The organism is Mycobacterium syngnathidarum (genome assembly GCF_001942625.1).
Taxonomy (GTDB): domain Bacteria; phylum Actinomycetota; class Actinomycetes; order Mycobacteriales; family Mycobacteriaceae; genus Mycobacterium; species Mycobacterium syngnathidarum.
On sequence record NZ_MLCL01000077.1, the window covers coordinates 89,410 to 104,210 of the forward strand.

The 14,801-nt window shown below is 66.2% G+C and carries 15 protein-coding genes; 7 read left to right on the forward strand and 8 right to left on the reverse strand.

From position 1 onward, the window contains the following. Window positions 1-17: 17 nt before the first annotated feature. Complete coding sequence (locus tag BKG60_RS21490; protein ID WP_239252268.1) at window positions 18-476, reverse strand: hypothetical protein; 459 nt, start codon at window positions 474-476, stop codon at window positions 18-20. Window positions 477-620: 144 nt separating this feature from the next. On the opposite strand from BKG60_RS21490, the gene BKG60_RS21495 reads away from it, so the two are divergent. After that, on the forward strand, window positions 621-1,328 hold the full coding sequence (locus BKG60_RS21495; protein ID WP_070946225.1) for a M15 family metallopeptidase: 708 nt from the start codon (window positions 621-623) through the stop codon (window positions 1,326-1,328). Window positions 1,329-1,341: 13 nt separating this feature from the next. Here the strand turns inward: BKG60_RS21495 and BKG60_RS21500 are convergent, their stop codons facing one another. The 3 genes from BKG60_RS21500 to BKG60_RS21510 form a co-directional block, all read right to left on the reverse strand. Then, complete coding sequence (locus BKG60_RS21500; protein ID WP_239252270.1) at window positions 1,342-1,662, reverse strand: hypothetical protein; 321 nt, start codon at window positions 1,660-1,662, stop codon at window positions 1,342-1,344. 167 nt (window positions 1,663-1,829) lie between these two features. Continuing rightward, on the reverse strand, window positions 1,830-2,474 hold the full coding sequence (locus tag BKG60_RS21505; RefSeq protein WP_070946226.1) for a TetR/AcrR family transcriptional regulator: 645 nt from the start codon (window positions 2,472-2,474) through the stop codon (window positions 1,830-1,832). A 38-nt stretch (window positions 2,475-2,512) separates the two neighbouring features. After that, on the reverse strand, window positions 2,513-3,748 hold the full coding sequence (locus tag BKG60_RS21510; RefSeq protein WP_075909959.1) for a cytochrome P450: 1,236 nt from the start codon (window positions 3,746-3,748) through the stop codon (window positions 2,513-2,515). 109 nt (window positions 3,749-3,857) lie between these two features. Here BKG60_RS21510 and purD point away from each other — a divergent pair, with 109 nt between their 5' ends. Next, window positions 3,858-5,135 (forward strand): phosphoribosylamine--glycine ligase, encoded by a 1,278-nt coding sequence (gene purD, locus BKG60_RS21515; protein ID WP_070946228.1) that lies wholly within the window; start codon window positions 3,858-3,860, stop codon window positions 5,133-5,135. On the opposite strand, the gene BKG60_RS21520 is transcribed toward purD, so the two are convergent. Then, window positions 5,132-5,965 carry an alpha/beta hydrolase gene (locus tag BKG60_RS21520; RefSeq protein WP_070946238.1) on the reverse strand — a complete coding sequence of 278 codons (834 nt, stop codon included), beginning with the start codon at window positions 5,963-5,965 and terminating at the stop codon, window positions 5,132-5,134. The two genes, purD and BKG60_RS21520, sit on opposite strands and share 4 nt — an antisense overlap. Window positions 5,966-6,091: 126 nt before the next feature. On the opposite strand from BKG60_RS21520, the gene BKG60_RS21525 reads away from it, so the two are divergent. Together BKG60_RS21525 and BKG60_RS21530 are read left to right on the forward strand one after the other, a co-directional pair. Continuing rightward, window positions 6,092-6,730 (forward strand): TetR/AcrR family transcriptional regulator, encoded by a 639-nt coding sequence (locus BKG60_RS21525; protein WP_070946229.1) that lies wholly within the window; start codon window positions 6,092-6,094, stop codon window positions 6,728-6,730. 10 nt (window positions 6,731-6,740) lie between these two features. Continuing rightward, complete coding sequence (locus BKG60_RS21530; RefSeq protein ID WP_070946230.1) at window positions 6,741-8,195, forward strand: APC family permease; 1,455 nt, start codon at window positions 6,741-6,743, stop codon at window positions 8,193-8,195. On the opposite strand, the gene relZ is transcribed toward BKG60_RS21530, so the two are convergent. Further along, window positions 8,192-9,916, reverse strand: coding sequence for a bifunctional ribonuclease/(p)ppGpp synthase (gene relZ / locus BKG60_RS21535; RefSeq protein WP_070947076.1), 1,725 nt, complete (start codon window positions 9,914-9,916; stop codon window positions 8,192-8,194). The genes BKG60_RS21530 and relZ overlap by 4 nt on opposite strands. 50 nt (window positions 9,917-9,966) lie before the next feature. Here relZ and purB point away from each other — a divergent pair, with 50 nt between their 5' ends. From purB to BKG60_RS21550, 3 genes are read left to right on the forward strand one after another with little or no spacing between them, the layout of a single operon-like run. Further along, window positions 9,967-11,385, forward strand: a complete 1,419-nt coding sequence (gene purB, locus BKG60_RS21540) for an adenylosuccinate lyase (RefSeq protein ID WP_070947080.1) — start codon at window positions 9,967-9,969, stop codon at window positions 11,383-11,385. Continuing rightward, window positions 11,382-12,590 carry a cytochrome P450 gene (locus BKG60_RS21545; protein ID WP_207549625.1) on the forward strand — a complete coding sequence of 403 codons (1,209 nt, stop codon included), beginning with the start codon at window positions 11,382-11,384 and terminating at the stop codon, window positions 12,588-12,590. Before purB ends, BKG60_RS21545 begins: the two co-directional genes overlap by 4 nt. Window positions 12,591-12,599: 9 nt before the next feature. After that, a complete protein-coding gene (locus BKG60_RS21550) occupies window positions 12,600-13,205 on the forward strand; it encodes a DUF1707 SHOCT-like domain-containing protein (RefSeq protein ID WP_070947075.1) in 606 nt (201 codons plus the stop codon). On the opposite strand, the gene BKG60_RS21555 is transcribed toward BKG60_RS21550, so the two are convergent. Both BKG60_RS21555 and BKG60_RS21560 read right to left on the reverse strand, forming a co-directional pair. After that, entirely contained in the window at window positions 13,156-14,049 is an 894-nt protein-coding gene (locus BKG60_RS21555; protein ID WP_070947074.1) for a DUF559 domain-containing protein, read from the reverse strand. The genes BKG60_RS21550 and BKG60_RS21555 overlap by 50 nt on opposite strands. Before the next feature lie 102 nt (window positions 14,050-14,151). Next, a complete protein-coding gene (locus tag BKG60_RS21560; protein WP_070947073.1) occupies window positions 14,152-14,775 on the reverse strand; it encodes a hypothetical protein in 624 nt (207 codons plus the stop codon). Window positions 14,776-14,801 lie beyond the last annotated feature (26 nt).

Genomic DNA, 14,801 nt, shown 5'->3' on the forward strand with positions numbered 1-14,801 from the left:
TCGACTACGTGCTCACTTTATGTAGCAGGTGCAGTTAGCATCAGGTAGCCACCGCCCCCAGGGGTGACTACCACGTCGGCCGGGAACGTCACTCGGTGGTTGTCACCGCGCAGGTAATCGGCACTCACTCCGGCTGCTTTGACGGGCTTACCGTGGTTCTCGAATATCAGCAGGCTGGCTTTGGAATCGTAGAAATCATTCTTGATCACCGGCGCGCCGACGGTTTCCTCGATGAACTCACGACCGGTCCATTCGTGGAACAGATGTACCTCGTCCCACTCCCAGCTGGTGAAGTCGCTGAGCCGGGCTGACGTGTTCTGGTGCAGCAGCAGTTGCAGGCCGTCATTCAGCTTGTGGTCGTTGTAATCGACATCCATAGACGGCCGCAGTGCCTGTCTGACCAGGTCGCAGCTGGTCAGCGAGAAACACAGCAACAACATGCAAAGTGCAACGCGTACTGCTGACGGGCCGGCCAAGTTCAATCCCTCCTGCTGATTGCTCCGCAGCCTCGGGGCTGACCGAGCTCAAGTCTAAATCCGGGCAAAGGGGCGCCCGGTCATCAATTTCTCGCCCTCGGTGCGCGCGGGAGGCCTGCCAGTTTCGCGATCTAGAGTCGCAGGGTGGGCATCGCAGCCTTCCGCGTATGTGCCCTGGTCGTGGTCCTGTTCACCGGGTGCACGACGGCGTGTGCCGGTGTTGCGTCGGATCCGGTGCGGGCACCGGAAACCATCTCTGCCTCGCCGCAGAATCCGCAGCCCAGCGCGGAGCCGGAGCAACCCGCGCGGGTTCAGCCGGTGGACGCAGCGGCGCTGGGCGCGACTTGGCGGCCGGGTTGCCCGGTGCCTCCTGCCGATCTCCGCCGAATCACCCTGTCGTACATCGGTTTCGACGGGCGTTCTCATCGCGGTGAGTTGGTCGTGCACCGTGATGTGGTCGGCGAGGTGATCGAGATCTTCGGGGACCTGTACTCGACGCGATTCCCGATCGAGAAGATGCGCACCGTGGGCAACTATCCCGGCGCTGCCGATGAGCTGTCGATGCAGGACAACAACACCTCGGCGTTCAATTGCCGGCCGTTGCCGAGTGGATCGTGGTCATTGCACGCCTTCGGGCGTGCGGTCGACATCAACCCGCTGGTCAACCCCTACATCTCGGCTTCCGGTGACTTGCAGCCGATCACGGTACGGGCGCATCTGGACCGCACCCGCACCGATCAGGGGATGATCCGCGACGGCGACGTAGTGGTGCGGGCCTTCGCCCGGCGTGGCTGGCGTTGGGGTGGCCATTGGCATGACCCCGTGGACTACCAGCATTTCGAACGACGCTGACAACCCTGGGGTGCTAGGTGGTGTTCATGTTGAGGTGGACGAAGCGAACGTTGGGCTCGCGCTCGTCGACGATCACCGTGCGGTACACCGACTTGCCCTCAGCGTTTCGATAGCGATCCTGCGCACTGACCACCGACGGAGAACTCGCGAGGTCCGGGCCCGCGATGATCGGTTCGAACGGGGGATGGGCCCGGGTGAGTGGCTTGGTGAAATCCGACCCCGTCAGAAGCGTGGGTAAGTCGGAGGGCAGCATCTTCAGTACCAATTGATATCTGGTGTCCATCGCACTGTCGAGGTGAGCTTGCAGCACCTCGGCGCCAGACGGTATCACCATACCCCCGAATTCGCTTGCTTGCCTGATGAATTCGGGGTTGGTTGACCTCTCGTCTCGGGAGCCGAGGGTGCGGCCGACCGGGTCGTCGTGTGAAGCGCAAGCGACCGCGATGAACAATGCGACTGCGGCAAGCCCGAGCAGGGACGGACGTTTCGTCGGTGATCGCATCAATTCTCGACGGGGCGAAGCCACTGAGGCTGGGTATCGGCTGCCACATGCCCGCTCGCCACCGCCGAACCGACCCAGCGCATCAGGTAGCTGCGCAGGGCTGCTCCGGTGCGCGGGGGCCGGCCCGGGTCGACGACGAAGGACTGGATGATCCGCAGCACGTGCTCGGCGAGCTCGTCGAGCTCAGGGTCGGTGTACCCGACGGCAGCCCAGTCGACGTCCAGCCTGCGCAACATCGTGCGGGCAAAATCGACCGCCACGTCCGAGGTCACCGACTCGGTGTGGGCGTTCGGACGTCCGGGAGCCACGAGCAGACCGATGTGTTTGTCCTTGGGCAGCCATTCCAAGGAGGTGGCAATGCACTCGGTGACGGCCTTCACCGGATCGGTCACGCCGTTGATATGGGTGGCCAGCCGGTCCAGGAAGTCGCCGGCGGCATGCACCGCGGATGCCACCAGTAGGGCATCGGTGCTGGGGAAGTAGCGGTACACCGTCTGGCGGGTGACGCCGAGGGTGCGCGCCACGTCGGCAATGGAGAAGTCGGCGCCGCGCTCATCGATGGCGTTGCCCGCAGCGACGAGGATGCGAGCAATCGCCTCCTCGTCGCTGGCCGGCGTCGAGCCGGACCACCCGTGCGTTCGCATGGGCGAATCCTAGAACAATGGGCCGGCCAGATAGCCGATCAACCGTGGTAGGAGACCGGCAGATCCTTGACCCCGTTGATCCACCCGGACCGGAGGCGTTGCGGCTCACCCAGTTTGGTGATGTCGGGGATCTGATCGGCGATCTCGTTGAACATCAGCTTGATCTCCATGCGTGCCAGGTTGGCGCCGATACAGTAATGCGCGCCGTTGCCGCCGAAGGCCAGGTGCGGGTTGGGATTGCGCAGGATGTTGAACGTGAAGGGAGCGTCGAAGACTTCTTCGTCGTAGTTGGCCGAGCTGTAGAACAGCCCGACACGCTGCCCGGCCTTCACGGTCACGTCACCGACCTCGGTGTCGACCAGGGCGGTTCGCTGGAAGCAGTGCACCGGGGTGGCCCAGCGGATGATCTCGTCGACTGCGGTCTCCGGGCGCTCGCGCTTGAAAAGCTCCCACTGGTCGGGGTTTTCGAGGAAGGCGTTCATGCCGTGCGTCATGGCATTGCGGGTGGTCTCGTTGCCGGCCACGGCCAGCAGGATCACGAAGAACGCGAACTCCACGTCAGTAATGCCTTCGCCGGCTGTGCCTTCTAGATCAGCCTGCACAAGGCGCGTCACGATGTCATCGGCCGGACACTTCCGGCGCTGTTCGGCCATGTTGTACGCGTAGCCCATGAGCTCGGCATTGGCCATCGTCGGATCGGCGTCGAAGTCCGGATCGTCGGTGTTCATGATGGCGTTGGTCCAGTGGAAGAGCTTCTCGCGGTCTGCCTCGGGGACACCGATCAGATCGGCGATGGCCAGCAGCGGCAGGCTCATCGCAACGTCGTCAACAAAGTTGCCGCTGCCCTTCTTGGCCGCCGCGGCCACGATGTCGCGGGCCGCCACCGCGAGCTTCTCCTCCAGCGCGGCCACCGAACGCGGGGTGAACAATCGTGACACCAGCTTGCGTAGCCGGGTGTGCTCTGGCGCGTCGTGGTTGATCAGCAGGGCCTTGGTGAGGTCGAGTTGTTCTGAGGTGACCCCTTCTGGGAGGCGCATGACGGCCCCCTTGGCGTTGGTCGACCACACTGTGCCGCCGTCGCGGGAGATGGCCTTGATGTCCTCGTGACGGGTGATCACCCAGTAACCGCCGTCATTGAAGATCGACTCGTCCTGCTCGTTCCACCACACCGGCGCGGTCTTGCGCAGTTGGGCGAACTCGTTGACGGGAATCCCGCGGAGCAGGACGTCGGGATCGGTGAAGTCGTACCCCGCGCCGAACGGGCAGGCGCTCATGGTGGTCAAGCCGGATCATCTCCTCGTGTGACGGCGAGCACATTCGATGATTTGACCATACACCGTGGGGTCAAGTGTATGCCCGCAGGTCTCCGGTTACGCTACGACCGTGCGCGTCCTCGTTATCGGTTCCGGTGCCCGTGAACACGCCCTGCTGCTGGCCCTGCGCCGCGATCCGCAGGTAGAGGAGTTGGCGGTGGCGCCGGGTAACGCCGGCACCCAGTCCATTGCCGATCAATACGACGTCGACATCACCTCCGGCGAGGCCGTGGTGAAGCTGGCCAAGCGGCTGGAAAGCGACCTGGTGGTGATCGGTCCCGAGGTGCCTCTGGTGCTCGGCGTGGCCGACGCCGTACGGGCAGCGGGCATCGCATGCTTCGGCGCCGGCAAGGACGCCGCCCGCATCGAGGGCTCGAAGGCATTCGCGAAAGACGTCATGGCCGCGGCCGGGGTCCGCACCGCGACCAGTGAGATCGTCGACAACCCGGCTCGCCTGGACGCCGCGCTGGACCGCTTCGGTCCGCCGGCCGGCCAGGCGGCCTGGGTGGTCAAGGACGACGGCCTGGCCGCCGGTAAGGGTGTGGTGGTCAGCGCTGATCGCGACGCGGCGCGTGCGCATGCCGCCAGCCTGCTGGACTCCGGGCACCCGGTGCTGCTGGAGTCGTTCCTGGACGGGCCCGAGGTGTCACTGTTCTGTGTTGTCGACGGCGCCACCGTGGTGCCGCTGCTGCCCGCCCAGGACTTCAAGCGCGTCGGCGACGGGGACACCGGGCCGAACACCGGGGGCATGGGTGCCTATGCGCCGTTGCCCTGGCTGCCGGATTCGGTGAAATCGCAGATCGTCGATGAGATCGTCAAACCCGTTGCCGCAGAACTGGTTGCACGCGGCAGCTCGTTCTCGGGTCTGCTCTACGCCGGCCTGGCCATCACCTCGAACGGTCCGGCGGTGGTCGAGTTCAACTGCCGCTTCGGCGATCCGGAGACGCAATCGGTTCTGGCCCTGCTTGATTCGCCACTCGGGCAGCTCCTCAACGCCGCGGCCACCGGCGAGCTCGCCTCGTACGGCGACCTGCAGTGGCGCGATGGTTACGCCGTCACAGTCGTGGTGGCCGCGGAGAACTACCCCGGCCGGCCGCGCGTCGGCGACGTCATCCACGGATCCGAAGCCGACGGGGTGCTGCATGCCGGCACCGCGCGCCGTGAGGACGGTGAGGTGGTGTCCTCCGGCGGCCGGGTGCTCTCGGTGGTCGGCACCGGAGCGGACCTGCCTGCCGCACGCGAGGCGGCCTACGCGCTTACCAAGTCGATCCGGTTGCCGGGCAGCCACTTCCGCAGCGACATCGGGCTGGCTGCCGCCGAGGGACGCATCAGCATCCAAGGCGCCTAGGCGACGAGCAGCGGGGCCATCCAGGCGATCTCGGCGGGCAGCTGCGAACTCCAGAAGCTTCCGTCATGGCCGCCGGGGGAGAAGCCGCCGGCAGGCGGGTTGGGCAGCTCGGCGATGAACTGCTTGGTGGCCGCATAGAACGGATCACTGTTGCCGCAATCGATCCGGATCGGGATCGACCCGAGGGCGGGCTGGCCCCAGACACTGTTGGCCGCGTAGTCCGATGCGCTGTCGAAGGCCCCGGGCGCGGCGGCCCCCGATGACGTCCACAATGCCGGGCTGACTGCGCAGATCGCCGCGGTGCGGGCCGGCCCGAGCCGCGAACCCAGCAGCAGCGCGCCGTAGCCGCCCATCGACCAGCCCAGGAACCCGACCCTCGAGGTGTCCAGGCCCTGATCGCCGAGCATCGGGATCAACTCGTCGAGCACCATCGCGCCCGAGTCCTCGCCAGATGCGCGTTTGTGCCAATAGCTTCCGCCGCCGTCGACGGCCACCACGGCGAATGGCGGCAGCCCGGCGGCCACCGCCTCGGCCAGACCCTGTTCCACGCCGCCGGCCATCACGCCGGCGGCGTCCTGTCCTTTGCCGTGCAGCGCGATCACCGGACGGAGTTTGCCGGTTTGTCCCGGCGGGCGGGCGATCGCCCAGTTGGTGTTCGTCCCACCTCGCGCGGCCGACACGAACGACCCGGTGGTGAAAGTGGGCGCGGCCACGGGGCTGGCGGGTGCGACGGGCGCGGCGGCGAGGGATAGGGCACCGGCGGCGCCGGCGGCCGCACCGACGCCGAGGCGTAGGACCGCGCGACGGGTCAACTTCGGCATGCGGGCCATCTTGCCATCGCCCGAGAATCGCATCGGTCGGTGGCATTCTCGGCCCGGCGCCGAGACGGCGGAAAAACCTGAGTAGAGCCTGATGATTGGCCGAAACCCCGATGCTGGAGGGGCCCGGCTGGCAGCATGTGGAAGGTGACGGCAGCGGTCACCCCTAAAGGGGAGCGTCGGCGGTACGCCCTCGTCAGGGCGGCCGCTGAATTGCTCTGCGAAGGCGGATTCGACGCCGTGCGGCACCGCGCTGTGGCCCGTCGTGCCGGCCTCCCGCTGGCGTCGACGACGTACTACTTCTCCTCACTCGACGACCTCATCGCGAAGGCGGTCGAGTACATCGGAACCCGAGAAGCCGAACATCTCAGCGCCGGTGTGGCCGCCCTCTCGCGGCGGCGCCGCGGTGCCGAATCGACCGCTGACGTCCTCGTCGACTTGTTGCTCGGAGGATCGCCGGAGCGTCGCGGAATCGAAGAACTGATCTCGCGGTACGAGCGCTACATCGCGTGTGCGCGGCAGCCGGGCCTGCGCGATATTCAGCGCCGCATCCTGCAACAGCGCACCGACGCTGTGGTGGAGGTGGTGGAGCGCTCGGGACGCTCCGTGCGGGCCGAGCTGGTCACCGCTCTGGTGTGCGCCGTAGATGGCGCGGTTGTGGCATCGTTGGTCGACGAAGGCGAGGGGCCCAGGGCCAGTGCTCGCGCCACGCTGATCGACGTCATCGACGTGCTGGCGCCCGTCGACGAGCGGGCAGGTACGCGGCTGACCGGCTGAAGGAGGGGGAATGTCGCAACCTGCAACCGCGGAGGCGCCACAGCTCAAGCGGGTGATGGGGCCCGGACTCTTACTACTGTTCGTCGTCGGCGACATCCTCGGCACGGGTGTCTACGCGTTGACCGGGCAGGTCGCCAAGGAGGTGGGCGGCGCCGCGTGGCTGCCGTTCCTGGCCGCGTTCCTGATCGCCACCATCACCGCCTTCAGCTATCTGGAGCTGGTCACCAAATATCCACAGGCCGCCGGCGCAGCCCTATACGCGCACAAGGCTTTTGGCATACACTTCGTCACCTTCCTGGTGGCGTTCATCGTGATGTGCTCCGGAATCACCTCGGCCTCAACGGCTTCGCGGTTCTTCGCGATCAGCTTCTTCGACGCGATAGAGATCAACTTCGGGCAGTTCTTCACCGATCACGTCGCTCAACTGAAAGTCGTCGGCGTCATCCTCCTTGCGCTGTTATTCATGGCCTTGATCGCCGCGGTGAACCTGCGCGGCGTCAGCGAAAGCGTCAAGCTGAACGTGATCCTGACATTCATCGAGATCACCGGTCTGGTACTCGTTGTCGCGGTGGGGGTGTGGGCCATCATCAGCGGGGTGGATGTCGACTTCTCCCGCGTCGTCGCATTCGACACCTCCGGAGAGAAGAACGCCTTCATCGCGGTCACCGCGGCGACGTCGCTGGCCTTCTTCGCGATGGTCGGGTTCGAGGATTCGGTCAATATGGCCGAGGAGACCAAGGATCCGGTGCGGATCTTCCCGAAGGTCCTGCTGACCGGCCTGGGAATCGCGGGCCTGGTCTACGTCGTCGTCGCCATCATCGCGGTGGCGCTCGTGCCGGTCGGGGCACTTGCCGAGTCTGACTCCTCACCGCTGGTCAAGGTGATGGAGGCAGCCGCACCCGGGCTTCCTTTCTCGAACATTCTCCCTGTCATCTCGATGTTCGCGGTATCGAACACCGCATTGATCAACATGCTGATGGCCAGTCGTCTGATCTACGGCATGGCCCGCCAGCACGTGTTGCCCCCGGTGCTCGGCGTCGTGCACCCGAAGCGGCACACACCTTGGGTGGCAATCATTTTCACCACCGTGATCGCGTTCGGGCTGATCTTCTACGTATCGGCGTTCGCGAGCGGCGACACGGTCGCGATTCTCGGCGGTACCACTTCACTGCTGCTGCTCGCGGTCTTCTCTGTGGTCAACATCGCGGTGCTGGTACTGCGCCGCGACGTGCGAAAAGAAGGCGGGCACTTCAAGACTCCGACGGTTCTGCCCGTCATCGGCTTCATCGCCTCGATGTATCTGGTGCTGCCGACGTCGGGACGGCCGGCCGTGCAGTATGTGCTGGCACTCGCATTGGTGGCCACCGGCGTGGTGTTGTTCCTGATCACCAAGCTGATCAACAAGCAACTCGGTATCACCGGGCCCGGTATCACCGACCCGACCCATCTCGCCGACGCGCCCTAGGGTTCGGCGAGTAACTTCTCAATCCGGTTCTGCAGCAACGGGATCCGGTGCGCATTGCCGTCCAGACCGATGTAGCGGTCGTCGAACACGGCCAGGAGGGCATCGTCGAGGCGACGCACCGCGCCTGGCGGGAACCGGTAGTCCATCAGCCGGTTGATCTCGTCGGTGTCCACCGAGTCCAGCACGCCCGTGAGCGCTTCCAGCGAGGTGATGCCGAGCTCGAGCAGTAGCCCCGAGATCCAGCTGTAGTGGTCCGTGCGTGACCAGCCGGCGTCGGGGAAGCGGTTGCCCAGATAGGTGGCCAGTACCGGGGTCGGAATGCGCGCGTCCGAAGAGGGCACGGTGAACTTGGGGTCCTCCTCGTCGGTCATGGTCTGCCGCAGCCGTTCCCGGATCTCGGTGAATTCACGGTCGGCGAGCTCCAGCAGACCGGCGGCCAGCGTGAACCGGCGATCCAGTTCGCTGACGTGCTCGGCCGGTATCGACCCCTTGTACCGCACGTCATGCTCGAACTCGGCCCACGCGTGCTGCAGCACGGTACGTACCTGGATGGACGCCGGATACTGTTCGCCTTCGACCCCGAACAGCAGATGCCGACTCGCATACCCCCAGCGGCCCTGGCGGGCGGTCTGCAGACCCATGTCCTGGTCGTCGAGCAGCCGCATCTCCTCGGCCAGCAGGTTTGCCACCGCGTCGACGTCCTCGCGCAGGTAGGTGATGACGCGCAGCCCGACCTGGTCGGTGATCTCCACCAGCGGATCGCTGTACATCGGAGTCCCGTCGGGCGCGCGCCGGTTGGCCTTCATCGCGAACGAATCGACGCTCTTGGTCCGTGCCGCGATGCTCAGATAGTTGATGCCCGCCTCATCGAGCAGTCCGGTGACCAGCTTGAGGTACTGCTCGGTGGCCGCCACCAGATCCGGGCGCCGGGCAGCATATTCGGCCACTGCCTTGGACGGGGCTGCCCCGCGGCCCGGTGCGGGCCGCGGCCCAGGGCGCCGATCGGAAGGCAGGGACGGGGTGACGATGTAACCCGAGGCGAAGTCGCCGTAGATCGTGACGTCCTCGGGCCGGTGATACCAGTACAGCGCGATGTACGCGCACAGCAGCGCATCCACCGGATCCTCGTCACGGTCGAGCTGACCCGGCCGGGTGGCAGCCTCGATCCGCTTACGCAATTCCACCCAGCTGACGTTCCGGTTGGCGCGCAATCGAGGCGTCGCCCCGTCGAGCTCGTCGATGAACGTCATCAACCTCAGCAGTTCGCGCTGCCGGTCGCCGAACGCGCCCCGCTTGTACTTCAAGGTCTTGTCGAGCCCGAACAGCGCGACGCTCGCCGGGTGCGGATAAACCTCGATCGCGCGCCGGTTCGACGACGACGACGGATCCATGTCGAGGCCCAGCGAGGCGGCGAGACGCGCGGCACGCGGATGCTTGAACTCCGGTCGTTCGGTGAATGCCGGGCGTGCTCCGGCATCGAACCGCTGGAAGTCGCGGTTGAGATCCCGCTCGCACGGGCGGTGGCCCGTCGGGTTCTTGACGATCAGCGGAGCGTCGATGGCGACCAGACAATCGCCGCTGACGTAGGGCTCGATGGCCGCCGCGATGTCGTCGTCGTCCTGGGCCACACCGACGTGAAGAACCCGCCCACCGGCGTCGATGACCGCCACACCCGTCTGGTTCTTCTCGCCCCATGCGAGGTCGAGTCCGACGAAGTACATCCGTCCACTGTCTCATTGGTCCGGGTGCCGGGGCCGTAAGCTGTGTGTTCGTGACGATCCCGAATGTTCTGGCCAACCGCTACGCCAGCGACGAAATGGTCGCGATCTGGTCACCGGAGGCCAAGATCGTCGCCGAACGCCGACTGTGGCTCGCCGTCCTGCGTGCGCAGTCCGAGCTGGGCGTCTCGGTGCCCGACGGCGTGATCGACGACTACGAGCGTGTTCTGGAGAACGTCGACCTCGCCTCGATCGCCGCCCGTGAGCGTGTCACCCGCCACGACGTCAAGGCCCGCATCGAGGAGTTCAACGCGCTGGCCGGGCACGAACACGTGCACAAGGGCATGACCAGCCGTGACCTCACCGAGAACGTCGAGCAACTGCAGATCCGCAACTCCCTAGAGTTGGTTTTCGCCCACGGCGTGGCCGTCGTCGCGCGGCTGGCCGAACGCTCCGTGGTCTACCGCGACGTGGTGATGGCCGGCCGGTCGCACAACGTGGCCGCGCAGGCGACGACGCTGGGCAAGCGGTTCGCCTCGGCCGCCGAGGAGACGCTGCTGGCGCTGACCCGGCTGCGTGAGCTGATCGACCGCTACCCGCTGCGCGGCATCAAGGGCCCCATGGGCACCGCCCAGGACATGCTCGACCTGTTCGACGGCGACACCGAGAAACTCGCCGAGCTGGAACGGCGTGTCGCCCAGTTCCTCGGCTTCACTGAGGTTTTCACCAGCGTCGGGCAGGTATACCCGCGCTCGCTGGACCACGACGTACTCTCCGCGCTGGTGCAGGTGGGGGCAGGCCCGTCCTCGCTGGCACACACGATCCGGCTGATGGCCGGCCATGAGCTGGTCACCGAGGGCTTCGCGCCCGGCCAGGTCGGCTCGTCGGCCATGCCGCACAAGATGAACACCCGGTCCTGCGAGCGGGTCAACGGCCTGCAGGTGGTACTGCGCGGCTACGCCTCGATGGCCGCCGAACTGGCCGGTGCGCAGTGGAACGAGGGCGACGTTTTCTGCTCGGTGGTGCGCCGCGTCGCGTTGCCCGACGGTTTCTTCGCCATCGACGGGCAGACCGAGACCTTCCTGACCGTGCTCGACGAGTTCGGTGCCTACCCGGCGGTGATCCAGCGAGAGTTGGATCGGTACCTCCCGTTCCTGGCCACCACGCGAATCTTGATCGCCGCGGTGCGTGCGGGTGTGGGCCGCGAAACCGCGCACGAGGTGATCAAGGAACACGCCGTCGCCGTCGCCTTGGCGATGCGCGAGCAGGGGCGTGAGCCCGATCTGCTGGACCGGCTGGCCGCCGATCCACGGCTGCCGCTGGACCGGGCCGCTTTGGAGGCCGCGCTCGCCGACAAACAGGCCTTCACCGGAGCGGCAGGCGCCCAGGTCGACGGTGTTGTCGCCGCCGTCGACGACCTGGTCAGCCGCTACCCGGAAGCCGCCAAGTACACCTCGGGTGCCATCTTGTGAGTTTGGCGGCCGACCTCACCGACCTCGACAACTTCGCTGCCGGATTCCCGCACGAGTTGTTCGCCGCACACCGCCGTGACGCACCGGTGTACTGGCACGAGCCCACCGAGCACACGCCGGACGGCGAAGGCTTCTGGTCGGTGGCCACCCACGCCGAAACCCTTGCGGTGCTGCGCGATGCGGACACCTACTCCTCGGTGACCGGTGGCACCCGGCCCTACGGCGGCACGCTGCTTCAGGACCTGTCGATCGCCGGGCAGGTGCTCAACATGATGGACGACCCGCGCCACGCCGAGATCCGCCGACTCGTCAGCTCTGGACTGACCCCGCGGATGATCCGGCGCGTCGAAGACGATCTGCGGGCTCGAACCCGCCGGTTGCTCGACGACGTTGAGCCAGGTGTGCCGTTTGACTTCCTGGTCGACGTGGCCGCTGAGCTGCCCATGCAGATGATCTGCATTCTGCTGGGAGTGCCTGAATCCGAACGGCATTGGCTGTTCCATGCGATCGAACCGCAGTTTGATTTCGGTGGTTCTCGTTCGGCGGCCATGGCCCAGATGTCGGCCGAGGAGGCCGGCTCACGGATGTACACCTACGGGCAGGAACTCATCGCCGCCAAACGTGCCGAGCCGACCGACGACATGCTGTCGGTGGTGGCCAACGCAACGGATGCCTGCCTTTCCGACCTGGAGCTGTATCTGTTCTTTTCCCTGCTGTTCAGTGCCGGGGCAGAGACCACCCGCAACTCGGTGGCGGGTGGGCTACTGGCCCTGATCGAAAACCCTTCGCAGATGGCGTTGTTGCGTGAAGATCTCGAAGAGCTGTCCACCGCGGTCGAAGAGATGGTGCGCTGGACCTCGCCGTCACCGTCGAAACGCCGCACCGCGACCCGAGCCGTGACATTGGGCGGCTGCGACATCGAGCCCGGGCAGAAGGTACAGGTCTGGGAAGGCTCGGCGAACCGGGACTCGCTGGTCTTCGACCAGCCGGATGTTTTTGACATCACGCGTAAGCCCAACCCGCACTTGGGTTTCGGCTACGGCATTCACTACTGCCTGGGCGCCAACCTGGCCCGGCTGGAACTTCGCGTGCTGTTCGAGGAATTGCTGACCCGGTTCTCGTCGGCGCGCCTGGTCAAACCCGTGGAGTGGACCCGCAGCAACCGGCACACCGGCATCCGGCATCTGGTGGTCGAGCTCGCCTAACCTCGGGGCATGGACTCCGGCCCGAATGACCACCTCCGTGTCTCAGACGCCGAGCGCGCGAAGGTGGGGCAACTCCTCGAACGTGCGGTCGCCGAGGGCATGATCACGCTCGACGAATTCAGTGACCGCTACGACGCCGCCCTGGCCGCCCGCACGCGTGGCGAGTTGGGCGCAGTCGTGGCGGACCTGCCGATGGCCCTGCCCCCGACGGCCGCCGCACCGCACCTGCCCGCGGCGGCGCTCGACCAGGCCCCAGAGGAACTGCGCGGCTGGATGTCCTCGATCGTGCGGCGCGGACTGTGGAGGGTGGCGCCGGCCCTGCGCCTCAACACTCGGCTGTGCAGCACGACCCTCGACTTCACCTCTGCGGTGCTGTCCCGGCCTGTGGTCGAGATCGTCATCGACGATTACTGCAGCAGCACCGAGCTCATCGTTCCCGCCGCGGCCACCGCCGATCTCAACAGTGTCGACGCGATCGCAGGCAGTTCCACGGTCAAGGTACGCACCAGCCCGCCGTCGGATCAGCTGCATCTCATCGTGCGCGGCCGCGTGCGGATGGGGTCGGTCACCGTGCGGCACCCGTTCGGAAGCTGGCTGCGGCGCCTGACTGGATAGCCAGGCCAATCTCGGCGATCACCCGCTGCGGATACTCGGTCAGGTCCAACCAGGTGAATCGCAGTACCTGCCAGCCCATCAGGGCGATCTCGTTTTGCTTGACGCGGTCCTTGTGAAAGTCGTCGTGGTCGTGGTGAAAAGCCCAGCCATCGGTCTCGACAGCGACCTTGTGACCGGCAAATGCCACGTCGATCACATAGCGGCCCAGGCGGTAGTTGGCCTTCCATCCTGTGATGCGGGCTTCTCTGAGCAGCTTGATCAGCAGCCGTTCGGCTTCTGACCGTGCTCCGTCGGCCGCTGCGATGAGCAACCTGCGCGCAGCGGGCGAGCCGTGCCTGCCTTTGTTGCGAAGATGTGCCCGCCACAGGTCACGCAGTTCGGTATGGCGCTGCAGCGCGGTGTCCATCAGCTTGGTGCCGCCACCACGGCGGGCTGCGGCTTCGACGACAGTGAGCGGCAACGCGGTCACTTGTAGTCCGCGGCGTTCGACGACGTCATGCGGGTCGAGGTCCCGCCGGCGCAGTGTCGTACCAGGGTGTGCCCGAAGCCGACTGGCCCGCGGAACAGTCGCTTCGATGATCTGCGGTGGGTACTTGGTAATCCCGTGCCACCATGCGGCAACCAGCCCGCTTGCGACCGCGTGCGGGCCATACGACCACACGCCGACCCGAGCACGGGCGCTGTCGGTGAACGGCCTGTCATCAACGAAGTACACGCCGCGGGCGCAGCGGATCCAGCGCCCGGCCTTCACTCGGCAGTCGACCATGTCCTGGCTGAGTCCTGACTGCTTGGCCTGAGCCAGGGTGATGACGCCGTCGTGGTCCCGCAGATAGTCGTCCAGCACATGCGATTGGACGTGGTTGGGTCGTCAAACGGTTCCCACCCTGCGATTTGTGGAGTTCTAACCGTGCTCGTGACGGCTAAAACTCCACAAATCAATGGGAAATCACTCGATGCGGCGCAGACGCATGCCGGCCGACCGCAGCTCCAGGGCGGCCAGGCCGCGAATGGCCTGCCGGTCTTGGCTGCGCCACGCCCCGACCGGGTCATCGGACACGGATGTCAGCTTGGCCAGCGGCCGGTTGGCCAGTGCCCGCAGGGCGAGCAACTGCTCCCCGGCCGCGGTCGAGGCCAGGGTGATCGCGGTCCACTTGCGCCGGAAGAACCGCACCCGGAGATAGAGCCAGGGCATGGCGACGAACAGGATCGGTGCGGCGGCCACCGCCAGGGCCAACACCCAGGCCAGCCAGCTCGCGGTGCTGTCCAGGTTGGCGCCCGCACCGGCGATGTCGAGGGCCGCGTCACTGGCGGCGCGCAGCGGTTTGCTCAAGGTGTCACCGATCAGCGGAACGTTGTCGGTGCTGTCGCCGGCGGAGCCGAGGTTGTCGGCAACGCCGTTGGCGCCGCTCTGGACCTGCCTGCCGACCTCGGCGATGGTCGACACCGCCGAATGGACCGCCACCCCGACCAATATCCACACCGCGGTCCAGGTGATGACGGCCACGTCGCTGAACAACTGGGCCAACAAGCGGCCGGGTCTGCTGGCATAGGGCAGGTACCGCGATCTCATGAAACAGATCCCAACACATAGGCTGG

What these genes read in the sequence shown, in the direction of transcription:
- BKG60_RS21500 (WP_239252270.1), bottom strand. Translation starts at nt 1,662, where the DNA reads ATGGTGATACCGTCTGGCGCCGAGGTGCTGCAAGCTCACCTCGACAGT.
- BKG60_RS21505 (WP_070946226.1), bottom strand. Translation starts at nt 2,474, where the DNA reads ATGCGAACGCACGGGTGGTCCGGCTCGACGCCGGCCAGCGACGAGGAG.
- BKG60_RS21510 (WP_075909959.1), bottom strand. Translation starts at nt 3,748, where the DNA reads ATGAGCGCCTGCCCGTTCGGCGCGGGGTACGACTTCACCGATCCCGAC.
- BKG60_RS21520 (WP_070946238.1), bottom strand. Translation starts at nt 5,965, where the DNA reads ATGGCCCGCATGCCGAAGTTGACCCGTCGCGCGGTCCTACGCCTCGGC.
- BKG60_RS21525 (WP_070946229.1), top strand. Translation starts at nt 6,092, where the DNA reads ATGTGGAAGGTGACGGCAGCGGTCACCCCTAAAGGGGAGCGTCGGCGG.
- BKG60_RS21530 (WP_070946230.1), top strand. Translation starts at nt 6,741, where the DNA reads ATGTCGCAACCTGCAACCGCGGAGGCGCCACAGCTCAAGCGGGTGATG.
- relZ (WP_070947076.1), bottom strand. Translation starts at nt 9,916, where the DNA reads ATGTACTTCGTCGGACTCGACCTCGCATGGGGCGAGAAGAACCAGACG.
- BKG60_RS21550 (WP_070947075.1), top strand. Translation starts at nt 12,600, where the DNA reads ATGGACTCCGGCCCGAATGACCACCTCCGTGTCTCAGACGCCGAGCGC.
- BKG60_RS21560 (WP_070947073.1), bottom strand. Translation starts at nt 14,775, where the DNA reads ATGAGATCGCGGTACCTGCCCTATGCCAGCAGACCCGGCCGCTTGTTG.